16 protein-coding genes and 2 tRNA genes are annotated in these 20598 nt (G+C 64.3%); 13 read left to right on the top strand and 5 right to left on the bottom strand.

The window, feature by feature from the left end:
• Window positions 1-3 precede the first annotated feature (3 nt).
• The gene (gene accC, locus FRF71_RS12260) at window positions 4-1353 is read left to right on the top strand and encodes an acetyl-CoA carboxylase biotin carboxylase subunit (protein ID WP_147090921.1); all 1350 of its coding nucleotides are present in this window, start codon (window positions 4-6) and stop codon (window positions 1351-1353) included.
• 24 nt (window positions 1354-1377) lie between these two features.
• Here accC and FRF71_RS12255 read toward each other — a convergent pair whose 3' ends face one another.
• Window positions 1378-1842 carry an Lrp/AsnC family transcriptional regulator gene (locus FRF71_RS12255; protein ID WP_147090920.1) on the bottom strand — a complete coding sequence of 155 codons (465 nt, stop codon included), beginning with the start codon at window positions 1840-1842 and terminating at the stop codon, window positions 1378-1380.
• Between the two features lie 207 nt (window positions 1843-2049).
• Here FRF71_RS12255 and FRF71_RS12250 point away from each other — a divergent pair, with 207 nt between their 5' ends.
• The 7 genes from FRF71_RS12250 (at window position 2050) to FRF71_RS12220 (ending at window position 9101) form a co-directional block, all read left to right on the top strand.
• Window positions 2050-3699, top strand: coding sequence for a histidine kinase dimerization/phospho-acceptor domain-containing protein (locus FRF71_RS12250; RefSeq protein ID WP_147090919.1), 1650 nt, complete (start codon window positions 2050-2052; stop codon window positions 3697-3699).
• Between the two features lie 85 nt (window positions 3700-3784).
• On the top strand, window positions 3785-4744 hold the full coding sequence (locus FRF71_RS12245) for a polysaccharide deacetylase family protein (protein WP_238339223.1): 960 nt from the start codon (window positions 3785-3787) through the stop codon (window positions 4742-4744).
• A gap of 42 nt (window positions 4745-4786) precedes the next feature.
• Window positions 4787-4863, top strand: a tRNA-Ile gene (locus FRF71_RS12240).
• 45 nt (window positions 4864-4908) lie between these two features.
• Window positions 4909-6378, top strand: coding sequence for a M20 family peptidase (locus FRF71_RS12235; protein WP_147090917.1), 1470 nt, complete (start codon window positions 4909-4911; stop codon window positions 6376-6378).
• A gap of 21 nt (window positions 6379-6399) precedes the next feature.
• Window positions 6400-6476, top strand: a tRNA-Pro gene (locus tag FRF71_RS12230).
• Window positions 6477-6567: 91 nt separating this feature from the next.
• Window positions 6568-7953, top strand: coding sequence for a DUF1800 domain-containing protein (locus FRF71_RS12225; RefSeq protein ID WP_147090916.1), 1386 nt, complete (start codon window positions 6568-6570; stop codon window positions 7951-7953).
• A gap of 2 nt (window positions 7954-7955) precedes the next feature.
• The gene (locus tag FRF71_RS12220; protein WP_147090915.1) at window positions 7956-9101 is read left to right on the top strand and encodes a DUF1501 domain-containing protein; all 1146 of its coding nucleotides are present in this window, start codon (window positions 7956-7958) and stop codon (window positions 9099-9101) included.
• Here the strand turns inward: FRF71_RS12220 and FRF71_RS12215 are convergent.
• Window positions 9098-10441, bottom strand: coding sequence for a M28 family peptidase (locus FRF71_RS12215; protein ID WP_147090914.1), 1344 nt, complete (start codon window positions 10439-10441; stop codon window positions 9098-9100). The two genes, FRF71_RS12220 and FRF71_RS12215, sit on opposite strands and share 4 nt — an antisense overlap.
• Before the next feature lie 112 nt (window positions 10442-10553).
• Here FRF71_RS12215 and ettA point away from each other — a divergent pair, with 112 nt between their 5' ends.
• Window positions 10554-12233 (top strand): energy-dependent translational throttle protein EttA, encoded by a 1680-nt coding sequence (gene ettA, locus FRF71_RS12210; RefSeq protein WP_147090913.1) that lies wholly within the window; start codon window positions 10554-10556, stop codon window positions 12231-12233.
• Between the two features lie 4 nt (window positions 12234-12237).
• On the opposite strand, the gene FRF71_RS12205 is transcribed toward ettA, so the two are convergent.
• Window positions 12238-12828, bottom strand: coding sequence for a pyridoxamine 5'-phosphate oxidase family protein (locus FRF71_RS12205; protein ID WP_147090912.1), 591 nt, complete (start codon window positions 12826-12828; stop codon window positions 12238-12240).
• 137 nt (window positions 12829-12965) lie between these two features.
• Between FRF71_RS12205 and FRF71_RS12200 the strand changes: the two genes are divergently transcribed.
• Window positions 12966-13940: an RcnB family protein gene (locus tag FRF71_RS12200; RefSeq protein ID WP_147090911.1), complete on the top strand. Its 975-nt coding sequence runs from the start codon at window positions 12966-12968 to the stop codon at window positions 13938-13940.
• Window positions 13941-14003: 63 nt separating this feature from the next.
• Here the strand turns inward: FRF71_RS12200 and FRF71_RS12195 are convergent, their stop codons facing one another.
• Window positions 14004-14558 carry a cytochrome b gene (locus FRF71_RS12195; RefSeq protein ID WP_161597963.1) on the bottom strand — a complete coding sequence of 185 codons (555 nt, stop codon included), beginning with the start codon at window positions 14556-14558 and terminating at the stop codon, window positions 14004-14006.
• An 85-nt stretch (window positions 14559-14643) separates the two neighbouring features.
• Here FRF71_RS12195 and FRF71_RS12190 point away from each other — a divergent pair, with 85 nt between their 5' ends.
• Window positions 14644-15318 carry a prolyl hydroxylase family protein gene (locus tag FRF71_RS12190; protein ID WP_147090909.1) on the top strand — a complete coding sequence of 225 codons (675 nt, stop codon included), beginning with the start codon at window positions 14644-14646 and terminating at the stop codon, window positions 15316-15318.
• Entirely contained in the window at window positions 15309-17129 is a 1821-nt protein-coding gene (locus tag FRF71_RS12185; RefSeq protein WP_147090908.1) for a DUF885 domain-containing protein, read from the top strand. The genes FRF71_RS12190 and FRF71_RS12185 overlap by 10 nt, the downstream gene beginning before the upstream one ends.
• A gap of 80 nt (window positions 17130-17209) precedes the next feature.
• On the opposite strand, the gene FRF71_RS12180 is transcribed toward FRF71_RS12185, so the two are convergent.
• Window positions 17210-18802: a lysine--tRNA ligase gene (locus FRF71_RS12180; RefSeq protein WP_147090907.1), complete on the bottom strand. Its 1593-nt coding sequence runs from the start codon at window positions 18800-18802 to the stop codon at window positions 17210-17212.
• A gap of 109 nt (window positions 18803-18911) precedes the next feature.
• Here FRF71_RS12180 and FRF71_RS12175 point away from each other — a divergent pair, with 109 nt between their 5' ends.
• Complete coding sequence (locus FRF71_RS12175; RefSeq protein WP_161597962.1) at window positions 18912-20597, top strand: amidohydrolase; 1686 nt, start codon at window positions 18912-18914, stop codon at window positions 20595-20597.
• The last annotated feature ends 1 nt before the right edge of the window (window position 20598 follow it).

Here is a 20598-nt window from a genome sequence, read left to right as displayed (position 1 = left end):
TCAATGGGTATCAGCCGAATCCTGATCGCCAACCGCGGCGAGATTGCACTGCGCATCCACCGCGCGGCGCATGAAATGGGGATCGAAACGGTAGCGGTGCACTCGACCGCCGATGCCGATGCCATGCACGTACGGCTGGCCGATCATGCCGTCTGCATTGGCCCGCCGGCAGCCAAAGACAGCTACCTCAACGTCGCGGCGATCATTTCGGCAGCCGAGATCACCCATGCCGATGCGATCCATCCCGGCTATGGCTTCCTTTCGGAAAATGCCAAGTTCGCCGAAATTGTCGAAGCCCACGGCATCACCTGGATCGGCCCCAAGCCGGAGCATATCCGCACCATGGGTGACAAGATCGAGGCCAAGCGCACGGCCGGTGCGCTGGGCCTGCCGCTGGTGCCGGGTTCGGACGGCGCCGTTTCCGATATCGCTGAAGCCAAGGCGATTGCCGAAGCCGCCGGCTATCCGGTTATCATCAAGGCCGCCTCGGGCGGCGGTGGTCGCGGGATGAAGGTCTGCAACGGCCCGGACGAGTTGGAGACGCTGATCCAGCAGGCTGGCAGCGAAGCCAAGGCCGCGTTCGGCGATGCGACCGTCTACATCGAGAAGTACCTTGGCAATCCGCGCCACATCGAATTCCAGGTGTTTGGCGATGGCAACGGCAATGCGATCCACCTGGGTGAGCGCGACTGCTCGCTCCAGCGGCGCCACCAGAAGGTGCTGGAAGAGGCCCCCTCGCCCGTCATCAGCCCCGAAGAGCGCGAGCGGATGGGCGGGATCGTTTCCAAGGCGATGGCCGACATGGGCTATCGCGGGGCCGGCACGATCGAGTTCCTGTGGGAAAACGGCGAGTTCTATTTCATCGAAATGAACACCCGCCTGCAGGTGGAACATCCTGTGACCGAAGCGATCACCGGGGTCGACCTGGTGCGCGAACAGATCCGCATCGCCGATGGCAAGCCGCTGTCGGTCAAGCAGGAAGACATCGAGTTCAACGGCCATTCGATCGAATGCCGGATCAACGCCGAAGATCCCTGGAACTTCGCCCCCTCACCCGGCCTGGTCAGTGCCTATCACCCGGCGGGCGGGATGAATGTTCGCGTCGATTCAGGACTTTACGCCGGTTACAGGATCCCGCCCTACTACGATTCGATGATCGCCAAGCTGATCGTCAAGGGCCGCACCCGCGAAGGCTGCATCATGCGTCTGAAGCGCGCGCTTGAAGAAATGGTGATCAGCGGCGTCAAAACGAGCATCCCGCTCCACCAGGCGCTAATGAGCGAGCCCGACTTCATCCATGGCGATTATACGATCAAGTGGCTGGAGGAGTGGCTGGCGGGACGCCAAAGCTAATACCACCCGACTGAAAAGTCTGGATCACTCCAGCGGGACGCCCGGCATCTGCTTGGCAGTCCGAATCGTCAGCGAGGTCTTCACGCTCGCCACGTTCGGAGCCGGGGTCAGCTTGCTGGTCAGGAATTCCTGGAAGCTCTGCAGATCCTTGCTGACGATCTTCAGGATGAAGTCAATTTCGCCATTCAGCATATGGCATTCGCGCACTTCGGGCAGGCCTTTCATCGCCTCTTCGAACTGGCGCAGCGAATCCTCTGCCTGGCTCTTGAGACTGACCATCGCGAAGACGGTGATCGCAAAGCCCAGCTTCGAAGCATCGAGATCGGCGTGATAGCCGCGGATCACGCCCGATTCTTCCAGGCTGCGGACCCGGCGCAGGCACGGCGGCGCTGTCAGGCCAACGCGCTGCGCCAGCTCGACATTGGTGACGCGCCCTTCGGCTTGCAGTTCGGCGAGCAGACGCCGGTCGATTCCATCCAGATTTGCCATTTCACCCACCTTTTCGCGAGTGCCGCGGCCAGACAATGGTCCGGAACGGCAATATTCACAGTATTCCCTGCGTCTGCGCGATAATTTTATTGTTTCATATCGCAACCGTCCCGCTTTGCAACGCATCAATCGGAACGCTATGGCTGCGGCACCGGTTTGCTATGGCGGGTTGTCACCCGTGCGCCCTTGGGAGCAGAGCACAACCCGATGCATTTTGACGATCGCCTTGCCACGGTCCTGCGCTTGCGCGCAGACGGAGCCGCGCTGGGCCGCATCCAGTATCGTCAGTTGCTTGACCTTCTTGGCACGCAACCCAGTGAGGCGCGCGGCCCGAGCGTAGAGGCGGCCTATGCGCGGCTGGCCGAGCTGTCTGCCGTGATTCCCGCCGCCGATCGCGTTACCATGCTGCGCGATCAGGCGATGCGGTTGCGCTCACCGCGCCTCATCGCCACGCTGGCCGCTGCCGAACCGCAATTGGCCGAAGCCGCGATCGATGCCGCACGGTTGGAGCCGGCCGAATGGGCTGATCTTCTTCCCGCCCTTCCCCCCGCAGCGCGTGCGCGTCTCGGGAGCCGCAGCGATCTGCTGCCGCTGCTGGCCGACCAGCTGGAACGGCTTGGCATCCTGCGCCCGGGCTTGCCAGCATCGGCAAGGACTGTGGAAGTGGCGCCGCCAGCTGCGCCCTTTGTTGCCGCTCCGCCCGCCAAGCCGGCTGAGCCCGCGGAAGATTCGATCGGCGCGATCGTCAAACGCATCGAAGCCTACCGTAAGGCCCGCTCGCCCGACGGCCATGGTGAGGCCCCCCGGCTGCCGCTGGGCGAGGAACACATCCTGCAGGTACCGCAGTCGGCGGCGGCCTTCGATTTCGCCACCAATGCCAATGGGCAGATCGTCTGGGCCGATCCCGGTGTCGCGCCGATGGTAACCGGCCAGATGCTGGCACCGCCCGGCACGTCGGGCACTTTGCTGGCAGCAATCACCCGTCGTCAGCCGATTGCGGCCGGGCGGGTCGAACTGGCTGGTAGCAACTCGATCGCCGGTACCTGGCGCGTTGATGCAGCTCCGCGGTTCGATCCGCTAACCGGCCAGTTCCTGGGCCATCAGGGCCGGATGCGGCGCTGGCCCAGCACGCCAGCGCCGGCCGCGGCAACGCCGGACAGCGAAGCCGATCGGATCCGCCAGCTGCTCCATGAACTACGCACCCCGGTCAATGCGATCCAGGGTTTCGCAGAGGTCATCCAGCAGCAGTTGTTCGGCCCAACTCCGCACGATTACCGCGCGCTCGCCGCGACCATTGCCGGCGATGCGGCGCGGATGCTGGCGGCTTTCGAGGAACTGGAGCGGCTGGCCAAGCTGGAAAGCGCGGCAATGGCCCTGGAATCCGGCGAAACTGACGTCGCCGAAGTGGTCACTTCCACGGTCGCCCAGCTCGCCGCCCACACCGGCCAGCGCGGCAGCGGATTTACCGTTACGGCGACCGGCGGCCCCTGCCCGGTACCGCTTGACCGGCTGGAAGTGGAACGACTGGCCTGGCGACTGCTCGCTACTCTGGCTGGCACGGCTGCCCCAGGCGAGCAGCTGGGCCTGACGATTGTCAACGATCATGGCCAGCCAAAGATCACCTTTGCGTTGCCTGCAGCCCTGCAGGCTCGCTCTGACAAGGAACTGTTCGAGGCGGCACCTGGCGCTATCCCACAGGCAATCGCCGCAGGGGTATTCGGGGTTGGCTTTGCACTGCGCCTGGCACGGGCTGAGGCCGCCGCGGCCGGCGGCAAGCTGGAACGCGATGGCCCGGATCTGGTCCTGACACTCCCGGGCTTGACCAGCGCAGCGGAGCACCATAGCCAAGCGGGCTGAAACCGCAGCAACCTGCGGCAAAAAAGGGGAAAGCCGCACCGTGCCGCAGGTTCGCATTACCGACTTGCCGGCGCCGAAGCAGCATGTGCATTTTCCCGCCGACTTCGGCCAGCGCTTTATCCTGACAGTCGATACCGAAGAGGAGTTTGACTGGGCACAGCCCATTCGGCGCGAAGGCTATACGCTGCACTCGGTCACGCGGCTCGCTCGCTTCCAGGAATTCTGCGAAGGCGTGGGCGTCGTACCGATCTACCTGGTCGATTATCCGATCGCGACTTCACCCGCAGCTTGCGAAGCCCTGCGCCCGGCGATCGCAGCCGGTAAGGCTGAGATCGGGGTCCAGCTGCATCCGTGGGTCAGCCCGCCGCATGACGAAGATGTCAATGAATTCAATTCTTTCGCAGGCAATCTTCCCGCAGCGCTGGAGCGGGAAAAGTTCCGCAGGTTGCGCGATGCGATTGAGCAGGGGTTTGGCGCCATTCCACTGATCTATCGGGCGGGACGGTATGGTCTCGGGCCAGATACTGCCAGCGTCTTGACGGACCATGGCATTGCCATCGACACCTCGGTCCGCTCGCGCTTCGATTACAGCGTTGGTGGCGGACCAAACTATCGCGACCATCCGATCGTCCCTTGGTGGATCGACCCTGTGCGCGGTCTAATGGAACTGCCGCTAACCACCGTCTACTGGGGCCTGCTGCGCCAGTTCGGACCTTGGCTCTATCCCAAGATGTGGCGCGTGCCGCAGTTGCGCGGGCTCTTGGCGCGGATCGGCATGCTAGAACGAATTCCGCTTACCCCGGAAGGTGTTACGCTGGACGAGGTGATCCGCGGCATCGACATTGCGATCGACGAAGGCGTGCCGGTGCTGGTCTTCTCGTTCCACAGTCCTTCGCTCGCGCCCGGATTCACCCCCTACGTCCGGAGTGAAGCGGACCTTGACGCATTCTATGACTGGTGGCGGGCAGTCTTTGCCTACCTCCAGCGACGCCAGATTGCGCCAACCTCGGTTGCCGGGCTGATGCAATCGGTCACCCTTGCCTAAGCCGCAGGCGCGGGCTAACCGGAAATTCGCCATCGCGCAGATGGGCCTGTAGCTCAGTTGGTTAGAGCTGGCCGCTCATAACGGCTAGGTCGCGGGTTCGAGTCCTGCCGGGCCCACCACCCCTTCCACGGCCCATTGCCGACCGGCGGGGAGGGGAATTGAGAATGCGCAAGAAGATCGGGTTGGGAGTTCTGCTGGGCCTTGGCATTGCGGCCGGCGTGGTTGCCTGGAACACCGCGACGTTCAAGCCCGCCGGTCTGGCATCTGCCGATGATATCAAGCTGGCCGATGCGATCGATCCTGATCTCAACGCTGCGGCGAACCGACTGGGCGAAGCAATCCGTTTCCAGACCGTGTCGAACCAGGATCCGGCGCAGAACCGCATGGACCAGTGGAGCGGTTTCCAGTCTTGGCTCCAGACTACCTACCCCGCCGCGCACAAGGCCATGCAGCGAGAAATCGTCGGCAAGGCGACCCTGCTTTACACTTGGCCCGGAAGTGATTCGGCACTCCCGCCGATCATCTTGATGGCGCACCAGGACGTGGTGCCCGTCACCCCCGGCACGGAGAAGGACTGGAAGCACCCGCCGTTCGGCGGCGTAGTCGCCGATGGCGCGGTCTGGGGCCGCGGCGCGATCGATGACAAGGGTTCGCTAATCACCCTGTTTGAAGCGATGGAGCTGCTTGCTGCCAAGGGCTTCAAGCCAAAGCGCACAGTTATCGTAGTGGCCGGGCACGACGAAGAAGTTGGCGGGACGGGCGCTCAGGCAGCGGCCGCTGTCCTCAAGACTCGCGGCGTGAACTCGCTGTTCACGCTCGACGAGGGCAGCGCGATCATCAACGACGCGCCAATTGTCAATGGACCCGCGATCATGATTGCTGTCGCCGAAAAGGGCTATGCCACTTTGCGGGTCACGGCCAAGGCCGCCGGAGGCCACTCTTCGATGCCTCCGGAGGAGATTGGCACGGTCACCCTGGCCAAGGCGATCACCGCGATTCACGCCAAGCAGTTCCCTGCGCGGCTGGAACAACCGGGCTTTGGCACGGTCGAGGCACTGGCCGCCGAGAAAGGCGGGCTGATGAAGGTTGTCGCCGCCAATCCCTGGCTGTTCGGCAGCCTGATCAAGTCGCAGATGGGCAGCACGCCTGCAGGCGCCGCGCAGCTCCACACCACTATCGCTCCAACGATGCTGCAGGGCAGCCCCAAGGAGAACGTCCTGCCGCAGGAAGCTTTCGGCCTGGTCAACTACCGCCTGGCACCCTGGGATCGCTCAGCCGATGTCCTGGCCCGGGTGAAGGAAGCCGTTGGAAACCTGCCGGTCACATTCGCGTGGGAACGCGTGCCGGTTGAAGCCTCACCTGTCTCATCGACCAGTTCGCAAGGCTGGAAACTGATCCGCGCCGCCGCCGAAGCAGAGGCTCCGGGCGCGCCGGTGGCACCTTTCCTGGTCGTCGGCGGCACCGACAGCCGCTATATGAAGGATGTGAGCCAGGACACCTACCGGTTCCAGGCAATGCGGCTCTCCACCACGGAGACCAAGATGATTCACGGCACCAACGAACACATCACCACCGAAAATCTGCGCAGCATGATCCGTTTCTTCACGCGCCTGATTGCCACCAGCGCAAGTTGAGCCTAAGGCGCGCCCCACGGTCGGGGAGTGGCGCAGCCCGGTAGCGCGCTTGCTTTGGGAGCAAGATGTCGCAGGTTCGAATCCTGTCTCCCCGACCAATCTCTTTCCCAGCGACATCCCGATACAATTTGCGGCGTGACAGCGCCGGTCGGTACGGCATTGTATTGCCGATTGTGAGGGAGATCGCCGGTGCGCGACAGCAGCGTTGCACTCAACCGATTTGGCCTGGGCGGCAGAAAAGGCGAAGCACCGCCGCCAGAACCGCGCCGCTGGCTGCTTGAGCAATTCACGCGATTCGAGCCGCGTCCAGCGGCCATCCTGGCCCTGCCGGATAGTCCTGCGCTTGTCACCATGTTCCGCGAAGCGCGTGACAATCAGCGGGAAGCCAAGCGCGAAGCCGAGGCTGGTGACAACAAGCCTGATATCGCCCCCGAACTGCGCCCCTACCGCGCCCTGCGAGATGCCTATGGTGAGGCGGCGATGGTGCGGACCAATCTGGCCCTGAACACCCCCGCCCCGTTTGTCGAACGGCTGGTCCATTTCTGGGCCAATCACTTTGCCGTCTCGATCGACAAGCTGGTCTCCCTGGGGCTGGCCGGGGCGTTCGAGTTCGAGGCAATCCGCCCCAATGTGCTGGGCAAGTTCGGCGATCTGCTGCTGGCCGTAGAGCGCCATCCGGCCATGCTGCTCTATCTCGACCAGGCCCAGTCTATCGGCCCGGATTCGATGCTGGGCCAGATTGCCGCGCGGCGCGGAAACGCGCGCGGGTTGAACGAGAACCTGGCGCGCGAAATCCTGGAGTTGCACACGCTCGGTGTCCGCTCTGGCTACAGCCAGGATGACGTGACCGAATTGGCCCGGGCGCTGACTGGCTGGAGCGTGGGTGGCCTCGCCCAGCAGCCACGGCTGCGCGGCCCGGGCCCCGGATACTGGTTTGCCGACCTGATTCATCAACCGGGCGAGCGCAAGGTTCTGGGCAAGCGCTATGGTCAGCGCGGCGAGGCCCAGGGCGAGGCAATCCTGCGCGACCTGGCCGTCCATCCGGCAACGGCGCGCCATATAGCCACCAAGCTGGCGCGACACTTTGGCGGCGACGAACCACCCCCGTCGCTCATTACCAAGCTGGAGCAGGCGTTCCTCCGCTCGGGCGGCGACTTGCCGACAGTCTATCGTACCTTGATCGAAGCCCCGGAGCCGTGGAGCGGGCCACCGAAGTTCCGCACGCCGTGGGACTGGACGCTCGCCACCTTGCGCGCGGTCGGAACCGAGCGCCTGCCATCGCTGATCAACGCGAATGCGCTCAACCAGCTTGGCCAGCCGACCTGGAAGCCGGGTTCGCCGGCCGGATGGGACGATACGGCGCCAAGCTGGGCCGGTCCGGACGCGCTCTATCGCCGGGTCGAGGTGGCCGAGCGGATCGCCGCCCGCGTCGGCCCGATTGATGCGCGCACACTGGCCGAGCAGCTGTTTCCCGGTGCCCTCTCCGAGCCGACTCGCAAAGCGCTTGCCGGTGCGGAAAGCCCGGCCCAGGCCTTGGCGCTGTTGCTGGCTTCGCCCGAAATGATGCGGAGGTGACTATGATCGACCGGCGTTCCTTGCTGGCCAATGGTGCCCTGCTCTCTGGCGCGCTCTTTGCGCCGCGTATGGCCTGGGCAAGCGCGCCCACGGAGCGGCGGCTGGTCTTCGTGATCCAGCGCGGCGCAGCCGACGGACTTGCCACTCTGGCGCCGACGGGCGACCCGGCCTATGCGGCGCTGCGCGGCGAGCTGGTCGATATTGGCGGTGGCATCAAGCTGGACGGCATGTTCACGCTGCATCCCGCGCTGGCCCAACTTGCCTCGCGCTATCAGGCTGGCGAGGCGCTGTTCGTTCATGCCACCGCCTCGCCGTATCGTGATCGCTCGCACTTTGATGGGCAGAACGTGCTCGAGACTGGCGGCAAGCTGCCCTATGATCGTGACGATGGCTGGATGAACCGGCTGATCGGCTTACTGCCGAACAGCGATGCCAAGGCGCTAGCACTGTCTCCCGCCATCCCGACCGCACTGCGCGGACCAGCCTCCGTTTCGAGTTACGCCCCGACCAACCTGCCCGAAGCTTCAAGCGAGTTCCTGCAACGGGTCGGCAGGCTCTATGCCGAGGATCCCCAGCTTCACGGCCTGTGGAGCGAGGCGGTCCAGACCCGAGCCATGGCCAGCTTGCAGGGCGACGACAATGGCCGCGGTGCGGCGGCGGCAGGCAAGCTTGCCGCCTCGCTGATGACCGGGCCGGAAGGCGCGCGGCTGGTGATGGTCGAATCAAACGGCTGGGACACCCATGCCAATCAGCGCGGGCGGCTGGCCAACCAGCTTGGCGGGCTGGATGCCATGCTGGCCGCGCTGCGCGATGGGCTTGGGCCAGCCTGGGCCGACACCCTGGTGATCGTCGCGACCGAATTCGGCCGGACTGCCGCCGTCAACGGTACCGGAGGAACCGATCACGGCACCGGCGGTCTGGCGCTGCTCCTGGGCGGCACAGTCAAGGGTGGGCGCGTGCTGGCGGATTGGCCCGGCCTTGGGCCGTCAGCACTCTATGAAGGACGCGACCTTAGGCCGACCACGCCGCTAAACAGAGTGCTGGCGGGCGCGCTGGCCGGTCACTTCGGTCTCGACCCGGTCCGCGCAGCCAGCACGCTTTTCCCGGGCGGGACCGGCAAACCGCTGGAAGGATTGATCCGGACTTAGTTGCCGCTCAGCGGCCCGGGCTCGTTAGCCACGATCGCCAGCACGCGCCGCCATGCCTCGACATTCTGGGCAAGCTGCGCCGGGTCGACTTTATCCAGCGTATCGTCCGATGTGTGGTGCAGATCGAAATAGCGGGTGCCATCCTGGCTAAGGTCCACCACGGCGAGCTTCTGCGCCTTGGCAATCGCGCCTACGTCAGCCCCGCCGTTGGCCTTGCCGCCGGCACGGACCACTCCGATCGGCGCAAGCGAAGCCGCGATCCGGTCCGCCAGCGCGGCATTGCCAGGGCCGAAGTCGAACTGGACGCGCCAGACCTTGTCGGCGCCGAAATCGCTTTCCATCGCCAGGCCGTGCGGCTCGTTCTTGTGTGCCTCGGCATAGGCCGCGCCGCCGAACACGCCGACTTCCTCTGCTCCGGCCCAGAGGACGCGGATGGTGCGCAGTGCCTTGCCTTCCTTCTGAGCTGCCAAGGCGGCTTCAGTGATGATCCCGCAGCCCGCGGCATCATCGAAGGCCCCGGTGCCAAGGTCCCAGCTATCGAGGTGGCAAGCAACCAGGATCGGCGGTAGCGAAGGATCGCGGCCCGGCAATTCGGCAATGACATTGCCCGAAGGCAGCTTTGGCACTGGCTTGCCTTCCAACTGCAGCGCCAGGATCATCGGCTTGCCGCCCTTGGCAATGCGGGCGATCAGGTCCGCGTCGGGGTTTGAAACCGCGCCAGCCGGGATAGCTGTGACATCCTTGCTCCAGCTGGTCGCGCCAGTGTGCGGGTTGCGCTGCCAGTCGGTGCCGATCGAACGGATCACCACACCCGCCGCGCCCTTGGCGGCAGCAATCGAGGGGCCTTGCCGTCGGGCAGCGCCATAGGGGCCATAGCCTGCGCCATCCTGCGCCGCGCGCATGGCGTGGTCGATGAAGGCAATCTTGCCATTGAGCGAACCGTCCGGCGCCGCCTTCAGCGCGTCGAGCGTAGGGAAGTAGACCAGCGGCGCGTTGATCCCGCCCTTCGGCGTCGGCGCACTGTAACCCAGCGCGGCAATCGCCAGCTTATGCGGATAGGGCGCAGTCAGGCTGGCGCTTTCGGGGCCGCGGACCCAGCCATCGAACGTGAAAGGTTCGATCCGCACATTGTCAAAGCCCAGCGCTTTCAGCCGGACCACTGCCCAGTCACGCGCGGCCGCCTCACGATCGGAGCCGGCGAGGCGCTGGCCGATCTCGGTCGTCAGGCCGGCGGTGATGTCCCAGGCGGTACCCGAACCTTCGCTGGGCGGGCCGGCATGGGCAGCAGTGGCTAGCAGAAGGGCGGAGAGCGCGGCGGCGCGGGTAAGGGTCTTGAGCATGGACCTGCTTTAGCTCGCCGCCCTGCAAAGGCAATCCGCTTGCCCCGTGCCCTCCCGGCTTGTAGAGGCGCGGCCAAATCCCGTTACTCTTTTAGATTCCAGAGGACCCCTGATGGCCGCCCAATACGCCTATGTCATGAAGGGCATGACCAAGACCTTCCCCGGCGCGCAGAAGCCGGTGCTGAACAACATCAGCCTGCAGTTCTATCAGGGTGCAAAGATCGGCATCGTTGGCCCGAACGGCGCGGGTAAATCGACCCTGATGAAGATCATGGGCGGGATCGACACCGATTTTACCGGCGAAGCCTGGCCGGGTGAGAACATCACGGTCGGCTACCTTCCGCAGGAGCCGGAGCTCGACAAGACCAAGACCGTGCTTGAGAACGTCAAGGACGGCGCGCGCGCCACGGCCGATCTGGTCGATCGCTTCAATGCCATCTCCGCTGAAATGGGCGATCCGCAGGACGATACCGATTTCGACGCGCTGATGGAGGAAATGGGCGACCTGCAGGCCAAGATCGATGCGGTCGATGGCTGGACGCTCGACAACCAGCTCGAAGTCGCGATGGAAGCGCTGCGCTGCCCGCCGGGCGACTGGTCAGTCGAGAACCTGTCGGGCGGTGAAAAGCGCCGGATCGCGCTGACCCGCCTGCTGATCCAAAAGCCGGATATCCTGCTGCTCGACGAACCGACCAACCACCTCGATGCCGAAAGCGTCGAATGGCTGGAAAACCACCTCAAGGAATATGCCGGCGCGGTGCTGATGATCACCCACGACCGCTACTTCCTGGATAACGTCGTCGGCTGGATCCTCGAACTCGATCGTGGCCGCTACTTCCCCTACGAGGGCAACTACTCGACCTACCTGGAAAAGAAGGCCAAGCGCCTGGAACAGGAGGACCGCGAGGAAAGCGGTAAGCAGAAGGCGCTGCAGCGCGAACTGGAGTGGATCCGGCAGACCCCGGCCGCCCGCCAGACCAAGTCCAAGGCGCGTATCCGCAAGTTCGAGGAACTGCAGAACGCCCAGGACAATCGTCCGATCGGCAAGGCCCAGATCGTCATCCAGGTGCCCGAGCGCCTGGGCGGCAAGGTCATCGAGGTGAAGAACATCTCGAAGGCCTATGGCGACAAGTTGCTGTTCGAAGACCTCTCGTTCACCCTGCCGCCGGGCGGCATCGTCGGCGTGATCGGACCGAACGGCGCGGGTAAGTCCACGCTGTTCAAGATCATCACCGGCAAGGAAGTGCCCGACAGCGGCACGATCGAAATCGGCTCGACCGTGCACCTTGGCTACGTCGACCAGAGCCGCGACCATCTCGATCCCAAGCACAACGTCTGGGAGGAAATCTCCGACGGGCTCGATTACATGAAGGTCAACGGCCAGGACATTTCGACCCGGGCCTATGTTGGCGCGTTCAACTTCAAGGGCGCGGACCAGCAGAAGAACGTCGGCAAGCTCTCAGGCGGTGAACGCAACCGCGTGCACATGGCCAAGATGCTGAAGCAGGGCGGCAACGTGCTGCTGCTCGACGAACCGACCAATGACCTTGACGTCGAAACCCTCGCCGCGCTCGAAGACGCGATCGAGAACTTCGCCGGCTGCGCCGTGGTCATCAGCCACGACCGCTTCTTCCTTGACCGTCTGGCCACCCACATCCTGGCCTTCGAAGGCAACAGCCATGTCGAATGGTTCGAAGGCAACTTCGCGGCCTATGAAGAGGACAAGCGCCGCCGCCTGGGCGATGCGGCGGATCGTCCGACCCGCCTGGCCTACAAGAAGCTGACGCGCTGACCCGTCAGGGGATCACCCAGGTCCCCTGCCAGTCCTGACCCGGTCCGCTGCGCGCGAACTGCGCGCGGCGGTGGCCGCCATGCGCCAGGAAGAGCCAGTCAAGCAAAGTCGGTTGAACCAGCAGCACGGCAAAGTTTTCGCGCGCCGGCAGCAGTTGCTCCTCGCTGGGGCGAATGCCCTCGACCTCTACCGGCAGGCCGGAGCGCGGCTGGTCCGTGGGCGATCCCGGTGCGCCCAATGCCAGGTAGCAGCGCCGGGCATATTCGGAGGCCGCCGCCCAGGCTGCGTCGGCTACCGGCCCCGTACTTTCGATCCGGGCAGGACCTTTGACCCGCAACTGAATCTTGGCTTCAGGGTCAAAAGCCAGCACGCTCGCCATGCCATTTGCGCCGATCAATTGCGCCTTGGGACTGCGCGCATCGGTGTGAAACCGGAGCAGGCCGATGCCCGCATCGCAAGCGCGCAGGACCATCATCCTGAGGTCGCCATCGGCCGTTCCCACAACCGGGACATGCATCGGTGACTTCCGGTCGCGCGCGGCGCGAGTCAGGTGAGCAGCGGCATCGGCCAGCACGGCATCAAGCGTCTCGAACATGGCACGCCCCATACATCGCCCCGGCGGAAACCTGAACAGAGAACCCTAACGTCCATTCACCGTGGCGACAGCGCGAATCGCTTACCAAGTCCTGCAAGGTCGCCGCCGATGGTGCGGCGCGAGGATGGAGAACGGCCATGGCCGTCAAGTTCAAGTCAATCACCGGCAGGGTCAGCGCGCTGGCGCTTGCCGTTTCCGCATTGGCCCTGCCAGCTGCTGTGCAGGCCCAGGAACAAGGTGGCCGGTTCCGCGACCGCGAGGCGGCCGGTAATGTCGGTGGAGATAACGAAGCCCGCCGCGCGCCGCGCTCGGCTCCGCAGGGTGACAATGGTGGCGGCTGGTCGCGACCGGCCCGCACGGTCACTCAGGCCGCTCCGGCGGGCGACAACCAGCAAGGCCGTGCTGACCAGGCGCCCGGCTGGAATCGCAGTGCCGAGCGCCGCGAAGGCAATGGTTGGAACGGCAATGGTCGCAGCTGGGAAAACCGCGGCGGCGGTAACTGGCGGGGCGACAATGCCCGCCCGGCACCCGCCCCGCAGCCGCAGGCTGCGCCGGCGCCAACCGCCCAGGGTCGCAACCGGAACCAGGACCGGACGCTCCGTTCGGAGGATCAACGCCGGACTGATCGATCAGGCACCTGGTGGCGCCAGGAGGGCGACCGGACCTATCGCGATGCCGACCGCCGCGGCGATGACAACCGCTGGCGCGACCGCAACCGCGACGAGTACCGGCGCGACAATGACCGCCGCTGGGACAACAATCGCGGCGACCGCCAGCGCTATGGCTACAACCATGATTATCGCCGCTGGGACAATCGGTGGCGCGATAACCGGCGCTATGACTGGTATTCGTATCGCCGGAGCTACCCCAGCACCTTCCGGGTTGGCATCTACTACTCGCCCTACCGGAACTACAGCTATCGGCGCCTGAACATCGGGTTCTTCTTGGATTCGCTGTTCTATTCGAACCGCTACTGGATCAACGATCCCTGGCAGTATCGCCTGCCAGACGTCTACGGACCCTATCGCTGGATCCGTTACTATGACGACGCCTTGTTGGTGAACACCTACACCGGCGAAGTGGTGGACGTGATCTACAGCTTCTTCTGGTAACGGCTCACGAGTGGACGAGCCGTAGGAGGCCCCTGCCCGTAAACGGGTGGGGGTCTTCCCACATTAGCGCAGGAACGGCAGCATCCGCGCCATGGTGCCATCGCGGTCGAGGAACTGATGCTTGAGCGCGGCAGCGACATGCAAGCCGATCAGCAAGAGCATGGCCGTAGCGGTCACCTCATGCAGTTCATGGTACAGGCCGATAGTCGGTTTGTCCGATCCGACCGGGAGCGCGGGAAAATCGAACAGGCCGAACATGCTGACCGGCTTGCCCTTGCCGAAGGCCGAGTGGAGTCCCAGCCCCGCGAGCGGGACGGCCAGCATCAGCAGGTAGAACAGCGCATGGGTGGCCCGTGCCAGCGTCGCTTCCCAGGTCTTGAGCGTGGCGAGCAGTGCAGGCGGGCGATATACGAAGCGCCAGCCGATCCGCACCAGCGTCAGCAGCAGGATCAGCACACCATTGGCCTTGTGATAGCCCATGATGATCATCTTCTGGTCACGCGGCAGGTCTTCGGATGTCCAGGCACCGATGAAATTGCCAACGATCAAGAGGGCAATCAGCCAGTGGAGGATGATCGCTCCGCGCGAATAGCGTGCTGCGCTGTCACTTGTGCTCATGGAACAGCAGGTTGGCGCAAGCCAGGCGCGGCTGCAAGCAGCTTTTGCTTGCCCTGGCGCGCGGCGCGACGATAGGCAGGACAGCATGGAATATCCCCCCTGCCCCAACCCCGACAAGGTGGCGCTGATGCGCACGGGCGCACATGTCCGCCGCCGGCTGGAGGCCGACCCTGCGGTGCATAAAGTGCCGGTTGAACGGGCCGAAATCTGGGCCCTGTCAGAGTTTGTCAGCCCTTCCGAGTGCGAACAGCTTATTTCGATGGTCGATCGCACCGCCAAGCCTTCTGCCGTGCTCGACCATGGCTATGCTAATAACACCTGGCGTACGTCCTATTCCGGCGATGTCGAACGCGACGATCCCTTCGTGAAGATGATCGAACGACGGATCGACGACCTGCTGGGCCTGCCACACGAGTTTGGCGAAACCATGCAGGGGCAACGCTACGCCCCGGGGCAGGAATTCAAGGCCCACCAGGATTGGTTCTGGACCAAGGCCCCCTATTGGAAGATCGAAGCCAAGCGCGGTGGTCAGCGCGCAATCACGGCGATGATCTATCTCAATGATGTCGAGGAAGGCGGGACGACCGATTTTCCCAGGATCGGCGTCTCGATCCCGCCCCAGCGCGGGGCGCTCATCGTCTGGAACAACAGCACTCCGGACGGATCGCTCAACCAGGACACACTCCACGCCGGTACTCCGGTGATCAAGGGCACCAAATACATCATCACCAAGTGGTATCGTACCCGCAAATGGGGCTGACACGCGCGCTCTTGCTGGCGCTGGTGACGGCCGGGCTGCTGGCCCCAGCCGCTGCCCAGCCGATCCCGTCTGTCCCAATCGCGGGGGCACGGCAGGATGAGGACGCACGGCTGCTGGCCTTGCTCAACTCCTTCGCCCGCGCGCAGGAAGCGCTTGATCCGCTTGGTGCCGTCGCGCGCGGCGACAATAGCAATCCGGCGCAACTCCAGCGGCTGTTCAGCGATGAACTTGACGCCGCCAGGCGCGCCGAGCTGCGCCGCGAACTCGCGCTGATCGGTCGGATCAACCGCGCCGGATTGAGTCCTGAGCGGCAACTCTCCTATGATGCCTTTCAGCTGGAAACGCGTGAGGCGCTGGGCTGGCTCTCACCGGATATCCTCGCGCTCACTGCGGTGCGACCGTTCAACCACTTTGGCGGCTTGCATGAGGATTTCCCGGCGCTGATCGGACCGGGCGGCAGCCTGCCTTACCGCGATGAGCGGGAGTACCGCCGCAACCTGGCGTTGCTGCGCGCCTTTCCTGTCGTGCTTGACCGCGCCGTCGTGCGTTTTCGTCAAGGCGTGGACAGCGACGTGGTGGAGACCCGTCTGACCACGGCCAACATGATCGCCCAGCTTGACGAGATTCTTGCGCAGCCAGCGGAAGACTCGGTCTTTGCTGCCCCGTTGGTGGAAATGCCCGAGACAATCCCTTCCGCCCGGCAAGCGCTGATCCGCGCGGACTGGCTGGAAACCGTGCGCGGTGACGTGCTGCCCGCCTACCGCCGCCTGCGCCAGTTCCTGGCCGAGGAATACCTTCCGGCAGCCCGCGCAGAACCGGGCCTGGCCGCGATGAAGGGCGGCGCCGGGCTTTATCGGCGGCTGATCTTGCGCCACACCACGCTGCCGCTTGAACCAGGCACCGTGCACGCCCTGGGCTTGAGCGAAGTGATCCGGATCCAGGCCGAGATGGAGCAGGTAAAGGCAGCCCTCGGGTTCAAGGGCACCCTGTCCGCCTTTTTCAACCACATCCGCACCGATCCGCGCTTTCACCCCAAGACCGCCGAGGAGCTGGCTGAAGGTTACGCGGCCGTAGCCCGCGCGGTCGATGCGCAGCTGCCGCGCTTCTTCACCCGGCAGCCGCGCGGCCAGATGACCATCGCCGCCTATCCCGCCTCGCGCGGCAAGTTCGAGGCCGGTGGTTCCTATTCGCTCGGCTCTGCAGACGGGCGGCGGCCCGGAACGTTCTATTTCAACACCTATGACCTCGAAAGCCGGTTCCGTTCTGGCGTCACCACACTCTACCTGCATGAAGGTATTCCCGGGCACCACTTCCAGACCAGCCTTGCCCAGCAGGACCAGTCCTTGCCGGATTTCCAGCGCTTTGGTGATAACGCCGCCTATGTTGAAGGCTGGGCACTCTATGCCGAAACGCTGGGTTACGAGATGGGCCTCTACAAGGATCAATTGCAGCACTGGGGCACGCTCGATGACGAGATGCTCCGGGCAATGCGGCTGGTCGTGGACACCGGCCTTCACGCCAAGGGCTGGAGCCGCAGCCAAGCCGTTGCCTACATGCTCGCCAATTCCGGCATGGGCCGCAGCGATGCCGAGGCTGAGGTCGATCGCTACATTGCCAATCCCGGCCAGGCGCTGAGCTACAAGATCGGGGCCTTGACGATTCAGCGGCTGCGGCGCGAGGCCGAGACGGCGCTTGGCCCACGTTTCGACCTCAAGGCCTTCCACGAACAGGTTCTGGGTAGCGGAGTGCTGCCCTTGCCTGTGCTTGAAGCAAAGATCCGGCGTTGGATCGACGAAAGTTCACGGGGCTGAATTCGGCAACCAGGGTCGATGCGATTGGCTCCCATCAGGCTGCGCCAGACTGGTCGAAACCCGACCCTGATTCCGCCGACCTAGCTAAGCGCCTCGGCAATCAGTTTGCGGGTGTTGGCGATGCCGTAGAGCGCGATGAAGCTGCCCATGCGCGGCCCCTGGCTTGAGCCAAGCAGGGTTTCGTAAAGGCACTTGAACCAGTCGCGCAGCTGCTCGAACCCGTAATGCGGGTCCTTGCCGATTTCGTAGACCAGGTTCTGTAGCTCTTCCGCCGTGGCATCATCGCTGGTGGCAGCCAGTTCCTCGTCGAGCGCGGCCAGCGCCTGGGCTTCATTGCCCTCAGGTTTGCGGCGCTGCAGCGTCGGGGCGATGAAATCGCGGTTATAGGCCAGCGCATTGGTGACCAGCTTATCGAGCTGCGGGTGCGCCGCCGGATCGGCATTCTCGACATAGTTGCCAAGATAGGACCAGACCTGTTCCCGCGTCGCTCCAGCGCCCAGCACGCCAACCAGGTTCAGCAGCAGGCCATAGGTCACCGGCAGCTTGTCACCCGCCCCGCCCGCATCGCCATTGGCGCGCAGCAGGTGCCAGACCGGGTTGCCGAGTTGCTGCTCGACCGGCTGCTCGGCCAGCTTTTCGCGGAATTGCCAGTATTCGTCGACCGCGCGGGGGATAATGCCGACGTGGAGGCTCTTGGCGCTCTTGGGATCGCGGAACAGGTAAAAACCGAGGCTCTCTTCGCTGCCATAGGTCAACCACTGCTCGATCGTCAGGCCATTGCCCTTGGACTTGGAGATCTTTTCGCCGTTCTCATCAAGGAACAGTTCGTAGATCATGCCCTCCGGCGCGCGGCCGCCCAGCGCGCGGGCGATCTTGCCGCTTTCGCGCACGGAATCGGTCAGGTCCTTGCCGCACATCTCGTAATCGACGCCCAGCGCGACCCAGCGCATCGCCCAGTCGACCTTCCACTGCAGCTTGGAATTGCCGCCCAAGATGCAGCTTTCGACTATCTCGCCGTGATCTTCGAAGCGGACCAGGCCCGCTTCGGCATCGACGACCTCGACCGGCACCTGCAGCACTTGTCCAGTCTTGGGGCTTACTGGCAGGACCGGTGAATAGGTCTGGCGGCGCTCCTCGCGCAGGGTCGGCAGCATGATGTCCATGATCGCCTGCCAGCCCCGCAGAACGCCGCGCAGGGCATCGTCGAACTGGCCCGAATTGTAGCGATCGCTGGCCGAGACGAACTCATACTCGAAGCCGAACTGATCGAGGAATTCCCGCAGCATAGCGTTGTTGTGGTGGGCGAAGCTTTCATACTTGCCAAAGGGATCGGGAATGCGGGTCAGCGGGTGGCCAAGGTAGGCAGCCAGCAGGCCCTTGTTCTCGATATTGTCCGGCACCTTGCGCAAGCCGTCCATGTCATCGCTGAAGGCAACCAGCCGCGTCGGCGCGCCGCCCGTCAGCGTTTCATAGGCACGGCGGACCAGCGTGGTGCGGAGCACCTCCTGAAAAGTGCCGATATGCGGCAGGCCCGATGGACCATAGCCCGTCTCAAACAACACGGGCGTGCCATCGGGTTTCCCATCCGGATACCGCTTCAGCAGCTTGCGCGCTTCTTCAAAGGGCCAAGCCTTGGATACCTGTGCGGCGGAAAGGAGTGCTTCGTCGGTCATGATGCGGCCCTTTCGCGCCAAAGAGCGCGCGTTGCAAGGCGCGATTGCCGCTTGCATCGGGCGATCTGCGGCCCGAAAGTCCGGCCCCAAGAGGACGGGAGGGGCAACAATGCGAATTGCGGGATGGCTGGCGGCAGCCTGTCTGGTGCTGACCGCGCCGGCAACGGCGAAGGATGCAAGTGCCACGCTGTGGCGCGGCGGCACGATCATCACAATGGACGGCGAAACACCCGCAACGGCCGAGGCCGTGGTCGAACGCGATGGCAAGATCGTCTTCGTCGGCCCCGAACTTGGCGCGCGAGAAGCGGCCGGCAAGGATGCCAGGACGCGCGATCTCAACGGCGCGACGCTGTTGCCAGGCTTTGTCGATGCGCATTCGCACTTCGCGATCGGGCTCCAGACAGCAGGCGGTCTCGATCTGGCAGATCCGGCGATTGGCGATACTGCGTCCGTCAGCAAGCTTCTCGCCGCGGTCAAGGCTTATGGCGCCAAAGTGCCGAAGGGTGGCTGGGTCGTGGTCTGGCGCTATGACGATGCGCAATTGGCCGAACGCCGCCATGTTACGCGCGCCGAACTGGATGGCATTATGCCCGATCGCAAGGTCGTGCTGCTGCATATCTCGCTCCACGGTCTCGTCGCTAACAGCGCCGCGCTAAAGGCGGCAAAGCTGCGCGATGGCATGAAGCCGCCCGCTGGCGGAGTCATGCCCAGCGATGAAAAGGGCAGGCTGACCGGCCTGCTGTTCGAAAAGGCCATGCTGCCGATGTCGGCCGTGCTCCCGCAGCCGAGCAACGAGGCCCGACTTGCCGCACTTGACGGGGTCCAGATGCGCTATGCCCGCGAAGGCTTCACTTGGGCGCAGGACGGGGCAACCAACCCAGTCGATCTGGCCTTCCTTACGTCTCCAGCGGCCCAAGCAATGCTGAAGATCGATCTGGCGCTGCTGCCCTTCGCCATGACCGGGATCGATGCCGTGCTGGAGAACCCGGCCATGACCCCAGGCGCGCGGTTTGGGCGGGTCAAGTTGCAAGGCATAAAGTTCACGCTGGACGGCTCGCCACAGGCGCGCACTGCCTTTTTTACCCGTGACTATGCACTGGGATCACCCGATGGCCAGCATCCATGGCATGGCCAGCCGGTGACCAGCGATGCTGCCTTCCAGGCCCTGGCCCGCAAGGTCCATGAACGCGGCTGGCAGATCTTCGTCCACGCCAATGGCGATGCGGCGATCGACATGGCGATCCGCGGCTTCGATGCGCTGGGGATCAAGGCTGCCGACAATCGCCGTCCAGTCGTGATCCATTCGCAATTCATGCGGCCCGACCAGATCCCGGCCTATGTCCGGATCGGGGTCGGCCCCACCTATTTTTCCAACCATACCTTCTACTTCGCGGATACCCACCGGCGAAATTTTCCGGATGAGGTGGTCGATTTCATCAGCCCCTTCACCGCCAGCCGCGCCGCCGGGCTGATCCCGTCAAACCACTCGGACTATCCGGTCACACCGCTTGATACCCGCGCGCAGATGTGGAGTGCGATGGCCCGAACCTCGCGCAGCGGCGTGGTCAGTGGCGATGGCCAGCGCGAAAATGCCTTTCAGGCACTTCAGGCGCTGACCACAGGACCGGCCTGGCAGGTCTTCGAAGAAGACCGGCGCGGGCGGATCAAGGCGGGTCTGCTTGCGGACTTTGTGGTGCTGGATCGCAACCCGCTTACCACCCCAGTTGACCAGATCCGGGCGATCAAGGTGCTCGAAACGGTGAAGGAAGGCGAAACGGTCTGGCGCGCGAACTGAC

The organism is Novosphingobium ginsenosidimutans (assembly GCF_007954425.1).
GTDB classification, from domain to species: domain Bacteria; phylum Pseudomonadota; class Alphaproteobacteria; order Sphingomonadales; family Sphingomonadaceae; genus Novosphingobium; species Novosphingobium ginsenosidimutans.
This window is presented reverse-complemented; position numbering and strand designations above follow the sequence as displayed.